Origin of the sequence: Phenylobacterium sp. (assembly GCF_028290885.1) — a bacterium.
In the GTDB taxonomy this organism is placed as follows: Bacteria; Pseudomonadota; Alphaproteobacteria; order Caulobacterales; family Caulobacteraceae; genus Phenylobacterium.
Window position 1 is genome coordinate 22,811 of record NZ_JAQGIZ010000002.1, and the last position, 17,899, is coordinate 40,709.

Sequence of the window (17,899 nt, forward strand, 5' to 3'; positions counted from 1 at the left end):
GCTGACTGGCTCGGTGAGGCGCCCGCGATCGATGGGAGTTCCAGGTCCAGCATGCCCAAGTTGGTCGCCTGCTGGCCGCGCCGGTCACGCAAGGGCGGCGAGGTCCGCCTTGAGTTCCCTGCGCCAGTAGCGCAGCTGGCCGCAGGTCTCGATGAAGCCGGCGGCGTCCTTGGCCTTGTCCAGGGCGACGCATCCTTCGTCCAGTTCGGCCCGCACGCCGGCCTTTTCCAGCAGGGGCTGCGCCGCGGCGGTGAAGGCGATGAACTTGCAGTGGCCGAAGGCGTCGGCGACGAAGTCCCGCGCGGCTCCGTCGTTGGCCAGCAGCGCCGCGCCATTGTCCGAGACCAGCAAGGCCACGGCGTCGAACAGCACCGAGGGGCCGCCTTCGACGCTCTGCTTGCCCGGAACCGTCGTTCCGTCCGACAGCACGGCGCCGGAGATCCTTGGCGTTACCGCCTCGACCACCGCGCCGCCCTTCGCCGCCGCCTTGACCAGCGCCTCAAACAGGCCGGCGTCCGCGCCGTCAGTCAGCAGAACGCCGAGCTTGCGGCCCCGGAAGCTGTTCGGACCCCGCTTGACGATGCTCAGCGCCTCCGACGGCGGCAGGTCCTCGCGGGTTGGCTGCGCCGCCTGGGCGGCTTGCGGCAATTCGGCGAGGCCCAGGCCGCCCGCCACCGTCGACGCCAGGTCAGGGTGGATGTTCCTGAGGTGAGAAACCATGCGCGCGCGGATATCCGGCCGCTCGACCTTGCTCAGCTCGAACACCAGGGCGTCGCCGATGTGCTTCTGCTCGATGGGCGTCTGGCTGATGAAGAACTGCCGCGCCTGGCTGTAGTGGTCGGCGAAGCTCTCCGGCCGCAGGCGCGCCTTGGGTCCGGCGTCTTCGGCTGCGAAGCTACGGAAGCCGCGCTTGGGATCCTCGCGCGGACCGCCCTCGGCGCCCCAGCTGTTGGGTTCGTAGTTCACTCGCCCTTTGGGGTTGTGCATGGCCATGTGGCCGTCCTGTTGGAAATGGGCGAAGGGGCAGCGGGGCGCATTGACCGGGATGTGGGTGAAGTTCGGGCCGCCCAGACGTTTGACCTGGGTGTCGAGGTAGGAAAAATTGCGACCCTGCAGCAGCGGGTCGTTGCTGAAGTCGATGCCCGGCGGCACGTTCTGGGTGCAGAAGGCCACCTGCTCGGTCTCGGCGAAGAAGTTGTCGGCCGTGCGGTCAAGCACCAGCCGCCCGACCACCCGCACCGGCAGGATTTCCTCGGGGATCAGCTTGGTCGGGTCGAGAACGTCGAAGTCGAATTTGTCGGCGAAGGCCTCGTCGAACAGCTGCAGGCCCAGCTCCCACTCGGGAAAGGCGCCCGTGTTGATGGCGTCCCACAGGTCGCGGCGGTGGAAGTCCGGGTCTGCCCCATTCAGCTTCACCGCCTCGTTCCATGCGACCGACTGCAGTCCCAGCCTGGGCTTCCAGTGGAACTTGACGAAGGTCGAGCGGTCTTCGGCGTCGAGCAGGCGGAAGGTGTGCACCCCGAAACCTTCCATGAAGCGGAAGGAACGCGGGATCGCCCGGTCGGACATGATCCACATGACCATGTGCATGCTCTCGGGCGTCAGCGAGATGAAGTCCCAGAAGGTGTCGTGCGCCGTCTGCGCCTGCGGGAAGTCCCGGTCCGGCTCAGGCTTGGCCGCGTGGATAACGTCTGGGAATTTGATGGCGTCCTGGATGAAGAAAACCGGAATGTTGTTGCCGACCAGGTCCCAGTTGCCCTCGCGGGTGTAGAGCTTCACGGCAAAGCCCCGTACGTCGCGTGCGAGGTCCGCAGAGCCCTTGCTGCCCGCCACTGTTGAGAAGCGCACGAAAGCTTCGGTGCGCTCCCCGACCCGCTGGAAGATGTCCGCCCGGGTGATGTCGGCTAGGGACTCGGTAAGCTCGAAGAAGCCGTGGGCGCCGTACCCCCGGGCGTGCACGACCCGCTCCGGAATGCGCTCGTGGTCGAAGTGGAAGATCTTCTCGCGGAGGTGGAAGTCCTCGAGCAGGCCTGGGCCGCGCGGACCGGCGCGCAGGGAGTTCTGGTCGTCGGCGACGGGCGCGCCTTGCTGGGTGGTGAGCACAGGGCGCGCGCCGGTCGCCGTCTGGTGGGTCTCGCCGCCGGGGCCCTGGGGCTCGGCATACGACATTGAGATCTCCGGACCCGCGGCAGGCTTGGACGGCTTTGCGCCCGCGCCCTTGAGCTTGCGGTCAGTGTTCGCAGGCTTCGCGTCGGTGGGCGTCCTAGCCATCGGGGTTCCCTCCGGTCCGTGTGGAGTGCAACCAACTGAGTCCGCTCGGCGATGTTCCTTGGGTGCTGCGCCTGAGGTTCCGTCAGTGGTGAAGGACGCAGGTTCGATGGTTCGATGGCTCGCGGGTCCTCGGCGCGACAGGCAAAGGCGGCCACGAGGTCCGAGGTGGCCATCACTGTCCGCCGGTGGACCGGCTGGCACACGCAGCGCCGATCGCTGCTGACGCTGACCCAGGGATATCCGGCGTTCTGGGCGCGGCGAAGGTGCTCATGGGTCCTGCGCCATTCCGCGACGAGGTCGACAAAGCGCTCGTCGATCGTGCCGATGAGACCATCTCTCGCGTCGGATGCTGGCCATTTGTCCGGGCCGGTGGCGATGTAGAGGCGATTCAGAAGCGCGCGATCGAGCGGACCGATGATCTGGGCCAACAGACGTCCCACAATCTGGTCGAAGGCTTCAGCGGGCATGACGTAGGAACTGAGCAGCACCGCGCGCCGCGCGCCTTGCCGAGCAGCGAGCTCCCGTCGCTCGGCTTCGAGAGCTTCTGGGGTGAGCCAGCCCTTGGCCTCACTCTCTGCGATGTGCCTCTGCCACTGGGCCTGCATGCGCCTCCAGCGAGCCTGCGTAAGAGGGGTGTCTCGCGGGAGGTAGCGTTGGACCCAGTACTCGCTGATCTCCATCAAAGAGGCCACGTCAGTCGGCCTGTCCTTGAGACGGGCTTCTAGCTCGGCCTTGCGGACCTTGAGCTCCTCATCTGACCACCGCCGGACAACCCGCCAGCCGGCCAGGCCAAACAGCACCTGTTTGAAGTTCATCTGACGCGGCCCTCGCCCTCGGCGATCATTATGGAAAATCGTCATATGGAAAAGGCGCATTTAGTTCTTCGGCCCCTTGCGCACCGGCGGGCCGCGAATGCCGAAGACGATTTTCACGGGCGCAAATCGGGCCGTCGTCGACGTGTTGCGGCAGGCCCGCCTCGACGCCGGCCTAACCCAGCAGGATCTGGCGCTCAGGATTTCGAGGGACCAAAGCCACGTCTCGCTGATCGAGGGCTCTCAGCGGCGCCTCGACTTAGTCGAATTCCATCGCCTGGCGCGGGCCCTTGACCGGGACCCTGTGCAGCTGTTTGCGATGATCTCCGCCAAGCTCGACCATCATCGCGTCGACTAAGTCGAGCCCCGGACGTCCACGGTCGCGGGCGCACTCTCGAGCGGAGAGCCAGATACGCGATTTGACGTGGGGGGCAGCCTGGTCGATCCGGAAGCCATGAAGACTCCCACGGTCGCGAGCCTCAAGCGCGTCAACGTCGAGAACCTCACAAACCTCGGCGCCGAGCGGCTGGCCGAAATCCTGGTGCAGGCCGCGGCCAGCCGCCCGGATCTGAAGCGTCGGCTGCGCATGGAACTTGCCGCCGAACAGGGGGCGGACCACCTCGTTCTGGAGATCGACCGGCGAGTTGCCTCGCTTGAGGCCAGCCGCTCGAAGGTCTCCTGGCGCAAGCGCGCCAGCTTTGTCGGCGACCTGGATATCCTGCGAAGCCTGATCGCCGAGCGGCTGGCCGCACTTGATCCGACCTTGGCGCTGGATCGGATGTGGGCCTTCATGGAGCTAGCCCGCCGGCTGGGCCTGCGCGTCCGCGATCGGGACGGGGCGCTGGCGGAGATCTTCGCGCGCGGCGCTGGGGATATCGGCGAGCTGGCGGTCGGGTTCGACCCAATGCAGGTCGCCTCGACCCTCGTGGAAGCGCTCGCCCGCGATCCGAACAGCTGGATCGACTGGCTGCCGCGGCTGACCGCGACCGCGCCGCGCCCGGTGCTCAAGGCTGCGCTGGCCCTGTTGCCGGTGCGCGTAGGCGCCGTGCCGGGGTGGGGTGAGCTCACCCGCGCGCTGGCCGACGCGGTGGGGGACGCCGCGGCCTACCGCGCCACTTTCTCGCCCAACGCCCTCCGCGACCCTTCGGCGGCCGCCGAGGTGGCGCAGCGGCTGCTCGCCGCGGGTGACGTGGAGGAGGCCGGCCGCCTGCTGAGCGCCGCCCAGGCCGCCGGGCTGGCCGCCCGCGGCCAGCCGATCGCGCCGGACTTCGGCTGGGAGAGCGCCTGGATTGACTACCTCGAGCAGTCCGGCCAGGGCGAGGCCGCCCAGGACGCGCGCTGGAGCTCGTTCGAACGGACGCTGTCGGCGGAACGCGCGCGGGCGTTCACCCAGCGGCTCCCCGACTTCGAGGATGTCGAAGCCGAGAGCCGGGCCTTTGCCTACGCGGCGGCCCATGCGGATGTCGAAAAGGCCTTGGCGTTTCTGGTCGGCTGGCCGGCGCTGCCGGAGGCAGCCCGGCTGATCGCCGCCCGCGGCGACGAGATCAAGGTTGGGGCCGAGACGGCCGAGCTTTGGGCGCGGCGCCTGCAGGCGCGACAGCCGGCCGCGGCGCACAGCCTTCTGCGCAAGGCGGCCGCGGCGGCCTTCCGGCGCCGCGACTTCGCCACCTGCGACCGGCTGACGGCGGAGGCCGAAGCGATAAATGGCACCTAGCCCAGGCCGCCATGCCGAGACGGGTGGACATGGAAGAGTTCCGCCAGGGCTACGTTGGCCAATTGGTGGCGGGCGTGGACCGGGTCGAAATCGACGCATGTAACCGCAGTTGGGCGCGAAGGGTTCGAGTCCGGGTCCGTCGGCCTGTAATGCCGGCTCCTGACTCATCTCTCCCGTTGGGAACGTCCGGATTCGGCGCAGTCGCGATGAGTCTGCCAACGGCGAGCTTCCGGCGCTGAGCCAACGGGCGAAATCGGGGGGTTAGCGGAAGTTGGCCCGCCGCCAACGAACGCCCGCTTCTGACTCGTCTTGCAGACATTCGCCGTTCCGCATCAGCTAGGTCTCCCGCCGGCCGCCGAGCGCCCAGAGGTCCCGCATATGTCGGTCGGTCAGAACCACCTCGCAGGCTGCGAGATTCTCCTCCAGGTGCGCCACCGAGGCGGTACCGGGGATCAGGATCGTCGCGGGGGATGTCTGGAGAAGCCACGCAAGCGCCACCTGCCGGGGCGACGCGTCTGCCTCTCGTGCGATCCTCGCCAGGACTTCCGACCCCGCCACGCTCTCGATATGCAGCGGCCAGAAGGGAATGAAGGCGATGCCGTTCGCCTCGCAATGGACCAGGACGTCCGCGTAGTTCCGGACGGCAAGGTTGTAGATGTTCTGCACCGTGGCGATCTCGACGACGGCACGGGCGCGCTCGATTTCCTCGACGCTGACCTGGGACAGGCCGACGTGGCGGATTTTCCCCTCATCCCGCAGCGTGCGGAAAACGCTCATCGTCTCCTCGATCGGCGTCGCGGGATCCACGCGGTGCAGCTGGTAGAGGTCGATCCGTTCGACGCCCAGGTCGCGCAGGCTGCCCTCCACCGCCGCACGGATGTGGGCCTCCGTTCCGTTCATCGACATGCCGGGGTTCTCGCGGGTCGCCGGACCGCTGCGCAACAGGCCGCCCTTGGTGGCGATCACCAGGCCCGGCGAATAGGGGCTGAGCGCCTCGCGGATCAGGCGCTCATTGTCGCCGGGGCCGTAGACGTCGGCGGTGTCGATGAAGTCGACGCCCCGCTCCACTGCGCGGCGCAGCACCGCGCGCGCATTGTCCGGATCGAGGGGCGGTCCCCAGACACCCGGCCCGGTCAGTTGCATGGCGCCGAAGCCCATGCGGTGGACGGGGAGGTCCCCGCCAATATGAAACACGCCGTCCTGGTCCGCCGATGTCATCGCTTTATCCCTTCGCCTTGCAACGACAGACGGCCTTCGACGGTCCGTCCGCGATGGCCCCATGGACCGAGGCTCGATCGCCATCTAGGACGCGGCTTTCTCCAGCGCCGCCTGCAAGTCGCGATCGAGCTGCTGTGCTACAAGATCGACCGCCTCGTCGCGGAATTGGCCAAAGACAGAAGCCGGCCGGTCATACTCGAAGGCGACGCCCGCTTCGCTGTCCTCGCGCAGGAGCACGCGGATGGGCGCGTAGAGGCCGGCCGAGATCTGGTGTCGGGTCATCCGCGACGCGGTGAGCGGATTGCCGATGTCATATAGCAACGCGCGGCGCCGAAGGCCGGCCACGGCGACCAGGGCGCCGTGATCCCGGAAGCCGAAGATCAACAGGGGCGCCGCGGCCTCAAGCTCTCGCAAGGCGCGCTCGGCTTCGCCATAGCGCAGGAGCGTGAAGATCCCATCGTCGATCCGCGGCAGCAGCCCCTCCAGGCTGGTCCTGACGCGGTCGAACGCGTGGCTGGAGCGGATCGTGACGTGCTCGATGGAGACCGTCTGCTGGCTGTAGCCTTGATGTGTCATAGCAGGTCATCCTTCCGAGGTTGCGGGTTCGACCCAGGGCCGTCCGAGCGCGCGCCCTGGGCGCGCGCCGCCTCCAGGATCAGGGTCGTGATGTCCGCGGGATGCGAGATCATCGACAGATGGCTGGCCTTCACCTCGATCGTCCTGGCCCCCATCCGACTGGCCATGAACCGTTCGAGATCCGGATTGATGGTCCGATCCTCCGTCGAGACAGCGTAGAAGCTCGGCTTCGAGCGCCAGGCCGCGCGCGTGGTCCTGCCGGTCAGGAGTGCCCTGTTGAAGGGCTGCTGTACGGCGTAGAGCACCCTCGCCTTGGCGGCCGGCACGTCACCTGCGAAATCGCGCAGGAACGCGACCTCGGTGAGGCGACCTTCATCGCCATCGAATACGATCCCGGCGGTGGCCGGCGGCGTGGGAAAGGTCTTGGCCAAGGCCGCGTAGTCCTCGGCCGCGTCCGGCGCCCGCGCCGCCACATAGACCAAGGCCGAGACGTTGGGGTGCAGGCCGGCCTCGGTGACGATCATCCCGGAGAAGGAATGCCCCACCAGAACCGTCGGTCCGTCCTGCCGCGCCAGCACCCGCTCGGCCGCGGCCACCGCGTCGGGAAGCGTCGTCAGCGGGTTCTGGACGGAAGTCGCGTTGAGCCCCGCCGCCTGCAACCGCGCGATCACCTCGGACCAGCATGAGCCGTCGGCGAACAGCCCATGCACAAGCACGACGTTGCGGGCCTTCGGCGGCGGGGACGCCGCGACGGCGCCGACCGGGGCGGCGAGCGAAGCGGCAGCGCCGGCGAGCAAGGTCGCCGACAGGACACGTCGGTTGATCAGCATGAGGCCTCTCCTTGGCTCGACGCCCTGAGCCCGATCACCGGTTGGCGGCGGGCGCCGGCGGCGCCGGCGGAACGGGAAGGATGATCTCGGTGGCCACCTTCCAGTCCGGACCGACCTTGATCCAATTGAGGATCAGCAGGAACGGCTTCGGGGTCCCGTCCTGTCCGGCATAGGAAACGGTGATGGTCGCCGGCGCATAGGATTCCGCGGTCTCCGGCGTCAGGCCTACGACCTTGAGCTTCGAGAAGTCCGGCTGAAGCACGACCGGCCCGGAGGCCGCGATATCGTGCAGCTTCTGGTCGATCGCCGCGTTGCCCCAGAAGCCGGCCCATTGGCCCTCCGATGGGATCGCGCTCTTCGCGACCAGCAGGGCGGACGGCGATTGCCAGAACATCTGGTGCAGGGCCTTGATGTCGTGACGGTTAGCCAGCGCGATGAGCCTGCCGAAGTTCGATCGGATGGTGCTCAGGGTGGCCGGCGACAGCGGTTCCGCAGGGTGGGCGGGCGCCGCCGAGACGGACCCGGCGGACAAGGCCGCCACGGCGAGGGCGGCGAGGTAGAGCGTTTTGCGCATGGCCAACTCCGGAGCTGCGGGCCCGGACATCCGAGCCCTCTGGTGAGCCGAACCGCGGCGGGCGCGCGGGGGTGCGCGCCTGCCGCGAACGTCGCTAGGCTGCCGCCGTCTGCCGATACCTCGCGGCCGGCGTGTTCCGCGACAGGTTGGGCATCAGCTTCTGGCGCGCCGCCTCGTAGTCGTCCCAATCGGCAGCGTCCGGCAGCGACGGGATGGTGACGAGTTCGCCCTGGTCGAAGCCCGCTAGCGCCGCATCGACCACGTCCTCGGCGTTCATCACGATCTCGGCCGGCAGGTTCGAGATCGGCAGGCCGGCGCGCTCCCAGAGTTCCGTCGCCGTCGCGCCCGGGAGGACCGCCTGGACCCGCACCTTCTTGTCCGCGAGTTCCTTGTGCAGCGACAGCGAGAGCGCCAGCACGAACGCCTTGGTGCCCCCGTAGACGCCATTGAGGATTTCCGGGGCGATGCCGACGATCGACCCGATATTGATGATCGCGCCGCCGCCGCGCTCGACGAAGGCGGGGACCGCCGCATAGGCCAGCCGCATGGGCGCGCGGACGTTGATGGCGATCAGCTCGTCCATCTTGTCGACGTCGGAGGCCAGCAGGGGGGCCGCAGCGCCGATGCCCGCGTTGTTGACGAAGAGGTTGATGCCGGCGTTCTGCTTGAGGACCGCCTCGACCTTCGCCAGGCCGTCGCCCGCGAGATCCGCCACGATCACCTCGACCTAGCGGCCGTATTGGACGCAAAGATGTTCGGCCAGCACGGCGAGCCGTTCGTGGTTGCGAGCCACCAGGATCAGGTCGTAGCCGCGCGCCGCCAGGCGGTCGGCGTAGATGGCGCCGATCCCCGAGGATGCGCCGGTGACGAGGGCCGTCCCTTTGGATGCGCCGCTCATTTTCTTCTCCTCAAAAAGTGCGCCCGCGATCTGCGTGCAGGCCCTGAACATGAAGGGTCTGGCGCGTGTCTCAAATGTCATATATGCAGCGATTTAGGCCATAGAGGACACGCCTGTGCAGCAGATCGGCTTCGTTGTCTTCCCGAACTTCCAGGTGATGAGCTTCGCCGCGATCTCCGTCTTCGAGATGGCCAACGTGGTCCTCGATAGCCCCGCCTACGCCGTCACCCTCCTGTCGGAGACAGGCGGATTGGTGCACTCGTCCGCGGGCTTCTCGGTGGAAACGCAAACGTTCGCGCGAACGCGCTTCGACACCCTGATCATTGGCGCCAGCAACGTGGTGGAGCCCGTGTCGACGGGGCTGCTCGAGTTCGTGCGGCGATCGATGGAGAGGTCTCGCCGCGTCGCGGCGCCCTGCACCGGCGCCTTCGTCCTAGCCGAAGCCGGCGTGCTCGAAGGGCGCAAGGTGACAACCCATTGGCTGTTCGCCAGGGAACTCCAGGCCCGCTTTCCCGGCTTGCAGGTGGAGGAGGATCGCATCTACATCGTCGACGGACCGGTGTGGACCTCGGCCGGCATGACTGCGGGCATCGATCTGGCGCTAGCCATGGTCGAAGGGGATCATGGGCCAGAGGTGGCCCGTTCGGTCGCGCGCAAGCTCGTCGTCTATCACCGGCGGGCGGGCGGCCAGTCGCAGTTCTCGGCGCTGCTGGAATTGGCGCCGAGGTCCGACCGGATCCAGAAGGCGCTCGAGCACGCGGCGGCGAACCTGCGAAGCGAGTTGTCGGTGGACGAGCTCGCGGCCGCCGCCCGGCTCAGCCCGCGCCAATTCAGCCGGGCGTTCAAGGACGAGACCGGCCAGTCCCCGGCGAAGGCCGTCGAGAACATCCGCGTGGAGGCCGCGCGCCTGATGATGGAGCAGGGGCGCCACTCCATGGACGTCATCGCCGACGAGACCGGCTTTGGCGACCGGGAGCGCATGCGGCGGGCCTTCCTGAGGACCCTCGGCCAGCCCCCGCAGGCGATCCGTCGTAGCGCACGAAACGCCGCCTGAGAGCGCGCCGGTTAGCCGCCGGTTTGGGACGCCGCATAGCGTTCGAGGGACTCGCGCAGCCGGACAATATCGTCCTTCAGGCTCTCGAGTTCCGCGTCGCTCAGCCCCGAGGCCTCCTGGATGCAGGACGGAAGGCGGGACGCCCTCTGCTGCAGCGCCGCGCCCTGGGCGGTCAGCCGCACCCGAACCTGGCGCTCATCCGCGAGATCGCGGCGACGGCTCACCAGGCCGAGACCCTCCAGGCGCTTCAGCAGTGGCGTCAGCGTGCTGTACTCTAGCGACAGCTGGTCGCCGAGGTCGCCGACGGTCTGGTCGTCCTTTTCCCACAGCGCGGTCATCACGAGATACTGCGGATAGGTCAGGCCGAGGTCGTCGAGCAACGGCTTGTAGACGCGATTGAAGGCGTGGCCGGCCGCATAGACGGCGAAGCAGAGAAAGTCGTCCAGCTTCAGCCCGTCGAGGCTCTTGGTCTTCGGCATCGGTGGCTCCAGGTGGTTCGCAAACAGAGATAATCGTGCACGATTTAACCGCAAGCGCCTTGATTGCCGCGGAGCCGCACCCAGATAGATCGTGCACGAGGAAATCGTGTAAGTTCTAATTTCAGATAGAGATCACTCCGATGACCAAACTCCGCGCCACGGCCGCAGCTGCGGCCCTTTCTGTCGCCACCGCCGGCTCAGCCTTCGCAGCTCCGGTCCTGGAGCCGACCACGCAGGCCTTCATCGACAGCCTGGCGGGCAGCCCCCCGATCTACACCCACACCCCCGCCGACGCCCGCAACGTCTTGCTCGGCGCCCAGTCGTCGCCGATCGCGAAGCGGGCCGCTCGGATCGAGGACAAGGTGCTGCCGATCGGCCCCACCGGACAGACGCGGATCCGTGTGCTGCGGCCGGAGGGCGTCGAGGGCGCGCTGCCGGTGGTCGTCTACTTCCACGGCGGCGGCTGGGTGCTGGGCGACGCGGCGACCCACGACCGTTTGGTGCGAGAACTGGCCGTGGGCGCGAACGCCGTGGTGGTCTTCGTCGACTACGACCGCTCGCCGGAGGCCCGCTACCCGGTCGCCATCGAGCAGGACTATGCGGTCACCACCTATGTCGCCGCCCATGCCGGCGAATTCGGCGTCGATCCGACACGGCTGGCGATCGCCGGCGACAGCGTCGGCGGCAACATGGCGGCCGTGGTCAGCTTGATGGCCAAGGAGCGCCGCGGTCCGGCGATTGCCGCCCAGGTGCTGTTCTACCCGGTCACCGACGCCAGCCTCAGCCAACGCTCCTATCGGGAATTCGCGGATGGCCCCTGGCTCACGACCAAGGCCATGGTCTGGTTCTGGGACGCCTATCTTCCCGACCGCGCCGCGCGAAAAGATCGCCACGTCTCGCCCCTGAACGCGACGCTCGACGAGCTCAAGGGCCTGCCGCCGGCGCTGGTGATCACGGATGAGAACGACGTCCTGCGCGACGAGGGCGAGGCCTACGCGCGCAAGCTGACCCAAGCGGGCGTTCGGGTCACCGCGACGCGCTACGGCGGCACGGTCCACGACTTCGTCATGCTCAACGCCCTGGCGGAAACGCCAGCCGCCCAAGGCCCGGTGTCCCAGGCGGTGACGTTCCTGCGGGGGTCGCTGGCCGCCCGCTGACCCGCGGTCGGCAACCGACGCCGGCGTACGCAAGCTCAAATGCGTACCGCGACGGGGCGATGCGCTTCGACCGCAATGGGGGAGGGGCGGTCAACTACGAGCCCAACGCGGGCTGATCGTCGAGGGTCTACAACGTCCAGGCTCGAATAGGAGGCGATGTAGCTCGAACCCGTCCCTGAAACGTCAGCCTACGGAACCCGATAGCTGAGCGTCAGGCCATAGGTCGCCGGCATGCCGGCGAACCGCACGGTGGTGTCGAGATCCCGGTTGATCGTCGTCGCGTAGAAGGTGTTCCCCACGTTGCGACCCCAGGCCGAGACTTTCCACCGGCGGTCCTGCGACTCCACGCCGGCCCGCAGGTCGACGAGCGTGTAGCCCTTCACGTTGAGCAGGGGGAGATTGCCCAGCTGGCTGTTGGTTTCGCTCTGGTAGGTCACGCCGCCGCCGACGAAGGCGTCGAGGTTCCCTGATACTGGCCAGCGGTAGTTGGCGTCGGAGACGAGTTGCCATTTCGGCGTGTTCGGAAAGGCTTCGCCCTTGAAGTCCACCAAGGCGCCATTGGGGTCGTAGTTGATGAAGCTGCCCCGGACCTGGGAGTCGATGTAGGAGCCGCCGGCCGTGATGTTCAGGCCGCGGATCGGGACCCAGGTCGCCTGGAGTTCTGCGCCGGTAATCTCCGACTTTGGAATGTTGACCAGCTTCAGGAGCGGGCCGAACACCGGATCGAGCACTCGCCCAAGAACCTGCTTGTCGCGGTAGTCGTAGTAGAAGACAGCGCCGTTCAGCTGCAGCGTGTTCTCCAGCAGGGTCGATTTGAATCCGCCTTCATAGGCGACGACGGATTCCTGCCGCGCGGGCAGATATTGCGTCGCCGCAGTGGCGCCGAGGGAGGGATAGCCGCCGGCTTTGAAGCCCTTGCTGACGTTGGCGTAGAACAGAGTGCGGTCCGCGGCCTTCCACTGCGCCCCGAACCGCCAGGACAGATTGTTCTCGTCCAGGGAGCTGACGACCAGGCCGGGAAGCTGGGCTGCGTCACCTGTGACGCAGCCGCCGGCGCGAATCGGCGCATGGGCCGGCAACCCGAGATGCCCGCGAACGAAGTTCTGGAAAATGGTGAAGTCAGCGGCCGCGACGCCGTCGCCGGAATCTGAGGAACAGCCGTTAAACCGGTTGCGGGTCTGCGTGTACCGCGCCCCGCCATAGACGTTCACCGTGTCGGTCACATCGTAGTCGAGGTTGCCGAAGACCGCGGAGGTCTTGACCCGTTGGTTGTTGGAATCGTTGAAGTCGGTGAACAGCGGTCCGCCCAGGGGCACGAACAGGAAGGCCTGGGTGCTCTGGGCCAGGACGTCGTGGTTCAGCTCCCGCACATTGTCGTCGGCATAGTTGAGGCCGACCGTGAAATGCCCCCGGCTGAACAGGGCGCCGCTTGCCCGGAGTTCTTCCGAGATCGACTCGATCTTGCCGTTCGTCTGCTGGTTCAGGTTCGACAGGGTCGTGCCGTCGATGTCCTGCAGCTGGTCCTCGCGATAATGGCTGTAGGCCGTCAGCGAGGTCAGGGTCACGTCATTGGCCAGGGTGTAGTCGATCCGGCCGACCGCCTGGATGAAGGCGTTGTCGCGGGCGTAGCTCGGGCCCGGATTGAAGTCCGCCGCGCGGGCGTTGTTCGGGGCCAGCGGATAGGTGAGCAAGCCGGGCACGAATGCCGCTGCCGCCGGAACCGAGGGGGTGATGGCGATCGCCTGTCCAGCCTGGACATCGGACTTGTCGAGATAGCCGCTGACCGTGAGCTCCGCCTTGAGACGGCTGGTCGGCGTCCAGGCGAGGATCGCCCGAGCCTCGGAGAAATCCACCGCGCCGTTCTTGGCCCCGGTGGTGTAGCTCTTCTGCCAGCCGTCGGCGCTGTCGTGTTCGACCGCCAACCGGACGTCGAGCGTGTCACTGATCGGGCCGCTCACGAAGCCGGATCCATTCAGCGTGTTGAAGTTGCCGTAGGTGGCTTCAGCGCGGGCCTTGAAGTCGGCGGTGGGCTTGGCCGCGATGAAGTTGATGGCGCCGCCCGTGGCGTTCTGGCCGAACAGGGTGCCTTGCGGTCCCTTCAGCACCTCGACTCGATCGAGGTCGAAGTTCGCGCCGCGAGTCTCGATGGCGAAGGGGATCGGGGCTTCGTCGGAATAGATGCTCACGGTCGGGCGGCCGCCGAGGCTGATGTCGCTGAAGCCCACCCCCCGAAGGGTGTAGATCGGAGACCCCACATAGGAGTCGGCGAAGCTGAAGCCCGCCGTCAGCTTCACCAGGTCGCGGACCTGGGTCACCCCTGCGGCGGCGAGCTGCGCGCCCGTCACCGCGGTGATCGACATCGGCACGCTGTTGACCTTCTCCTCGCGTTTCTGCGCCGTGACCACGATCTCGGTGACCTGGGCCGTGTCGCCGGCGGCGGGCGCTGCGTCCGCGGCCCGGACCGCATGGGGCGTTGCCGCCAGCACAAGCGCGGACGCCGTGGCCAAGGCGGCTGTGCGCCGGCCGAGCGTCTCAATGGAAATGGATTTCGAGCCCGTGCCGGACGTCATGTCGCTTCCCCCTTTTTGGCGGCTTTGACCGCCGCCTGTTGTCTGGGAGCGTCTCCGGAGTCCTTGCGGGACGTGCCGTCGGCCCCGCTCGGATCCCAAACAATAATTTGACGCTACCGTATGTCAGGAAGACACCATGTCGGTTTGTCACCGTCAATGAAAATTTGACGCAAGAGTATGTTGACATCTGATATCGACAGGTCGCATTCGCTGCGCATGGGAAGAGGTGCGATGACCAAAGCGACGTCGCCGGCGCGGGCTGACAAGGCGCACCACAAACGGCAGAGCAAGCGTGAAGCCCTGCTCGCGGGCGCCGCGACGCTGTTCAACGCCCGCGGCATCGCCGGCACCTCGCTGGCGGACGTGGCGGAGGCGGTCGGCCTGACGCGGGCCGCGGTCTACTACTACGTCAACGACCGCGCCGAACTGGTCTTCCAGTGCTATTCGAAATCCTGCGACCTGACGGCCGATGACCTCGCCACCGCCAGCCAGGAGGCCAGCGGGCTGGCGCGGATCCTGGCCTTCGTCCGCTGCGCCTTCGCGCCGGAGCGCCCCCAGGTCGCCGTCCTGAACGACATCAACGCGCTCGGCGAGCCGCTCGCGTCCATGGTCCGGGCCGCGGATGACCGCAACACCACAGCCTTGATCGGCTTTGTCCGCGAGGGCGTCGCGGACGGCTCGGTCCGCGTTTGCGATAATGAGATCGCGGCCCAGTCTCTGATCGGCATGATCAATTTCGCCCGCCTGTCCCCGCTCTGGGGCGGCGGCGCCAGCCGGACCTACCGGATCCACCTGCGCGACGCCGTGCTCGCCCTGGTCGAGCAGGGCGTGGCCGCGGGCCCGGTCGCATTCGATTGTCCGCTTGATGCCGACGCGTTCCTGCCGCAACGGTTCAACGCCTTCGACCGCAAGCGAGCGGCGGAGCTGAAGCAGGACCAGTTGCTGGCCCAGGCCTCCCGCCGGTTCAACCGGGACGGCATCGAGGCGACCTCCATTGACGAGATCGCCGGGGAGCTCGGCGCGACCAAGGGCGCGGTCTATCACTACGTGAAGGACAAGCCCGACCTGGTCGTCCGTTGCTACGAGCGGGCGTTCGACATCTACGAGCGGATCGGCGCCGCCGGACGGGAACACGGCCGCAACGGCTTGGAGCGTGGCCTCCTGATCACGCACCTCTTCACCCAGGCCATTCTCGGGCCGGTGTCGCCCCTGATGGCGCAACCCGGGTTGGAGGACCTTCCGGACGACCGGCGGGAGGCCTTCCGGAACCGGGCGGTCGGGATGAACAAGCTGTCGGCGCGCTTCTTTCGGGAAGGCATGGCCGACGGCTCCTGCCGGCCCTGTGATCCGAGGAACACCACGCACGTGTTCGCCGGCACGTTTGGCTGGCTGCCGAAGTGGGTCCGGACGGATGACCCTCGGCCCCCGCGCCGGTTTGCCGATGAGATCTGCAACTTGCTGGCGTTCGGCCTGGCGGCCACGCCGACGAAACCTGACCAGGAGCACCCATGACCCGCGAGCCTCCCGATTTCGTCGCGCCCGGCTTCGAGCGGGTCCGCGACCTGTTCCACGCGCAGTTCGGGCGGGATGAAGCTGTGCCGGCCGTGGGCGCCTCCCTGGCGGCCTACCGGCATGGCGAACTGATCCTCAGCCTGTCTGGCGGCCATCGCGATCTGACGCGGCGCGTCCCGTGGACGCCGGACACGCTGGTGAACATCTGGTCGGCGACCAAGGGGGTGACCGGGATCGCCATGGGCCTGCTCGTGGACCGGGGCCTGGTCCGCTACGACGCGCCCGTCGCCGCCTACTGGCCGGAGTTCGCCCAGAACGGAAAGGCGCAGATCACGGTCTCGCAGCTGATGTCCCACCAGGCGGGCCTTCCCGGCTTTGCCGAGCCCACCGCCCTAGAAGACTTCTACGACTGGGACCTGGTCACCCGGCGACTGGCTGCGCAGGCGCCAATATGGGCGCCGGGGACGGTGAATTCGTATCACGCCATGACGGTCGGGTTCATGGTCGGGGAGGTCATCCGGCGCGTGAGCGGGCGGCCGGTCGGCGCCTTCATCGCGCAGGAGCTGGCGGAGCCCCTGTCCATCGACCTCTACGTTGGTCTGCCGGAGGCGCTCGAAGATCGGGTCGCGCCCCTCATCGCGCCGCCGAGCGGCGGGGATGTCGCGCTGGAAGGCGCGCCGAAGGAGGCTGTGGCGGCCATGACCAATCCCTTGATGTCCCCCACCCTGCCCAACAGCCGGGCGTGGCGCGCCGCGCAGATACCGGCCGGCAACGGCCACGCGACAGCGCTCGCGCTGGCGAAACTGTACGGCGCCCTCGCCTACGGCGGCGAGATCGGTGGCGTCCGTCTCGTCTCGGCCGAGACGATCACCGCCATGTCGACCACGCAGACGACCCGCGTCGATCTGCTGCAAGGCTTCGCCCCGCTGTGGTCCAACGGCTTCACCGGCAATCCGAACGGAATGTACGGTCCCTCCAAGAGCGCCTTTGGCCATCCGGGCTGGGGCGGATCGTTCGGATCCGCTGACCCCGTCACGGAGGTCTCGGTCGGCTATGTGATCAATCAGATGGCCGAGGGCATCGCGGGCAACCCGCATGCGACGGCCCTGTGCCAGGCCATCCACGAAGCCCTGTAACCGCCTCATCAGCCCCACTCGCGCCGCCAAGCCCGGGAGCCTGCACCCACAACGATCTTGAATGATTGTTCCAGAATGCCTACCTAGCTTCCATGGCAAGACCACGGGAGTTCGATGCGGACGCGGCGCTCGATGGCGCGATCGGCGTCTTCCGCGAGCACGGGTTCGAGGGCGCCTCGGCGGAGATGCTCGTGGGCGCCATGGGGATCGGACGCCAGAGTCTCTACGACACCTTCGGCGACAAGTGGCGGCTCTACCGCTCGGCGGTGCGCCGCTACGGGTTGGGCGAATGCGCCGCCCATTTCGAGGCGCTCCGGAGCGGCGTTCGGGCCATCGACGGGATCGACGCAACGCTGCGTCGGGTCGTCGAGACGGCGGATCAGCCTTGCCTGGGCGTCGGCTCGATCTGTGAGTTCGGCGTTTCCCGCCCCGATCTCGCCGAGGTCCACGCGCCGTTGGCAAAGGCCCTTGGCGATGCGATCGCCGCCCGAGTCCGCGACGCGCAGCGGGACGGTGACGTGGCGTCCGAGCTCGACCCTGAGGCGGCCGCCGAGTTTCTGATCTCGAATATCGCCGGCATCCGCGTCGCCGGGCGTGGCGGCGCCGACAGCGCCGCTTTGACCGGCCTCGCCGACATGGCGCTCAGGGCGCTGCGCTAGGCGTCCTCTTTTTTGACCAATTATGGAACGGCCATTCAAATAAGGAGCAGGTCGATGAAAGCCATTGTGATGAACGGCACGGGCGGCCGCGAGATGTTGGAGCATGTCGAGCGCCCGGACCCGGTGGCGGGTCCGGGCCAGGCGCTGGTCGAGATCGCCTTCGCGGGCGTCAACTTCATGGACATCGGCGTCCGGCAGGGCATGGCCTGGACCGATATGCCCAACCCCAAGGTCCTCGGCGTCGAAGGCGCCGGCAGGGTCCTGGCGGTGGGCGACGGCGTCGAGGGCGTCTCGCCCGGCCAGCGCGTGGCGTGGGTCTATGCGCCGGGAAGCTATGCGCAGCGGATCGCGATCCCGGCGGCCTCGCTCGTGCCGGTCCCCGACGCGATCGACGATCGCACGGCCGCCTCGGTGATGATGCAGGGGCTCACCGCCAGCC

Annotated in this window: 15 protein-coding genes and 1 pseudogene; 8 read left to right on the plus strand and 8 right to left on the minus strand. The window is 67.7% G+C overall.

Features of this window, described 5'->3' with window-relative positions; genetic code table 11:
• Window positions 1–84: 84 nt before the first annotated feature.
• Window positions 85–2,169 (minus strand): catalase, encoded by a 2,085-nt coding sequence (locus JWP28_RS00145; RefSeq protein WP_299538602.1) that lies wholly within the window; start codon window positions 2,167–2,169, stop codon window positions 85–87.
• Window positions 2,170–3,183: 1,014 nt separating this feature from the next.
• Here JWP28_RS00145 and JWP28_RS00150 point away from each other — a divergent pair.
• Entirely contained in the window at window positions 3,184–3,441 is a 258-nt protein-coding gene (locus tag JWP28_RS00150) for a helix-turn-helix transcriptional regulator (protein WP_299538567.1), read from the plus strand.
• A gap of 96 nt (window positions 3,442–3,537) precedes the next feature.
• On the plus strand, window positions 3,538–4,797 hold the full coding sequence (locus JWP28_RS00155) for a DUF6880 family protein (protein ID WP_299538569.1): 1,260 nt from the start codon (window positions 3,538–3,540) through the stop codon (window positions 4,795–4,797).
• 336 nt (window positions 4,798–5,133) lie between these two features.
• Here the strand turns inward: JWP28_RS00155 and JWP28_RS00160 are convergent, their stop codons facing one another.
• The 5 genes and pseudogenes from JWP28_RS00160 to JWP28_RS00180 all read right to left on the minus strand — a co-directional run bounded on the left by JWP28_RS00160 (window position 5,134) and on the right by JWP28_RS00180 (window position 8,974).
• On the minus strand, window positions 5,134–6,015 hold the full coding sequence (locus JWP28_RS00160) for an aldo/keto reductase (RefSeq protein WP_299538571.1): 882 nt from the start codon (window positions 6,013–6,015) through the stop codon (window positions 5,134–5,136).
• 84 nt (window positions 6,016–6,099) lie between these two features.
• Complete coding sequence (locus JWP28_RS00165) at window positions 6,100–6,591, minus strand: DUF302 domain-containing protein (protein WP_299538573.1); 492 nt, start codon at window positions 6,589–6,591, stop codon at window positions 6,100–6,102.
• Complete coding sequence (locus JWP28_RS00170) at window positions 6,588–7,421, minus strand: alpha/beta hydrolase (protein ID WP_299538575.1); 834 nt, start codon at window positions 7,419–7,421, stop codon at window positions 6,588–6,590. Before JWP28_RS00170 ends, JWP28_RS00165 begins: the two co-directional genes overlap by 4 nt.
• A gap of 34 nt (window positions 7,422–7,455) precedes the next feature.
• Window positions 7,456–7,995 (minus strand): hypothetical protein, encoded by a 540-nt coding sequence (locus JWP28_RS00175; RefSeq protein ID WP_299538577.1) that lies wholly within the window; start codon window positions 7,993–7,995, stop codon window positions 7,456–7,458.
• Between the two features lie 94 nt (window positions 7,996–8,089).
• Window positions 8,090–8,974 (minus strand): annotated as a pseudogene (locus JWP28_RS00180) (SDR family oxidoreductase).
• Window positions 8,975–9,008: 34 nt separating this feature from the next.
• On the opposite strand from JWP28_RS00180, the gene JWP28_RS00185 reads away from it, so the two are divergent.
• Window positions 9,009–9,947: a GlxA family transcriptional regulator gene (locus JWP28_RS00185; RefSeq protein ID WP_299538579.1), complete on the plus strand. Its 939-nt coding sequence runs from the start codon at window positions 9,009–9,011 to the stop codon at window positions 9,945–9,947.
• An 11-nt stretch (window positions 9,948–9,958) separates the two neighbouring features.
• On the opposite strand, the gene JWP28_RS00190 is transcribed toward JWP28_RS00185, so the two are convergent.
• The gene (locus JWP28_RS00190; RefSeq protein WP_299538581.1) at window positions 9,959–10,426 is read right to left on the minus strand and encodes a MarR family transcriptional regulator; all 468 of its coding nucleotides are present in this window, start codon (window positions 10,424–10,426) and stop codon (window positions 9,959–9,961) included.
• A gap of 140 nt (window positions 10,427–10,566) precedes the next feature.
• Between JWP28_RS00190 and JWP28_RS00195 the strand changes: the two genes are divergently transcribed.
• A complete protein-coding gene (locus JWP28_RS00195; RefSeq protein ID WP_299538583.1) occupies window positions 10,567–11,583 on the plus strand; it encodes an alpha/beta hydrolase in 1,017 nt (338 codons plus the stop codon).
• A 188-nt stretch (window positions 11,584–11,771) separates the two neighbouring features.
• Here the strand turns inward: JWP28_RS00195 and JWP28_RS00200 are convergent, their stop codons facing one another.
• Window positions 11,772–14,153 carry a TonB-dependent receptor gene (locus tag JWP28_RS00200; protein ID WP_299538586.1) on the minus strand — a complete coding sequence of 794 codons (2,382 nt, stop codon included), beginning with the start codon at window positions 14,151–14,153 and terminating at the stop codon, window positions 11,772–11,774.
• A 231-nt stretch (window positions 14,154–14,384) separates the two neighbouring features.
• Between JWP28_RS00200 and JWP28_RS00205 the strand changes: the two genes are divergently transcribed.
• From JWP28_RS00205 to JWP28_RS00220, 4 genes are all read left to right on the plus strand, one after another.
• Window positions 14,385–15,665 carry a TetR family transcriptional regulator gene (locus tag JWP28_RS00205; protein WP_299538589.1) on the plus strand — a complete coding sequence of 427 codons (1,281 nt, stop codon included), beginning with the start codon at window positions 14,385–14,387 and terminating at the stop codon, window positions 15,663–15,665.
• A complete protein-coding gene (locus tag JWP28_RS00210; protein ID WP_299538592.1) occupies window positions 15,662–16,801 on the plus strand; it encodes a serine hydrolase domain-containing protein in 1,140 nt (379 codons plus the stop codon). Before JWP28_RS00205 ends, JWP28_RS00210 begins: the two co-directional genes overlap by 4 nt.
• A gap of 92 nt (window positions 16,802–16,893) precedes the next feature.
• A complete protein-coding gene (locus JWP28_RS00215) occupies window positions 16,894–17,460 on the plus strand; it encodes a TetR/AcrR family transcriptional regulator (RefSeq protein ID WP_299538595.1) in 567 nt (188 codons plus the stop codon).
• A gap of 54 nt (window positions 17,461–17,514) precedes the next feature.
• A partial coding sequence (locus JWP28_RS00220) for an alcohol dehydrogenase catalytic domain-containing protein (protein ID WP_299538597.1) occupies window positions 17,515–17,899 on the plus strand: 385 nt, incomplete at its 3' end.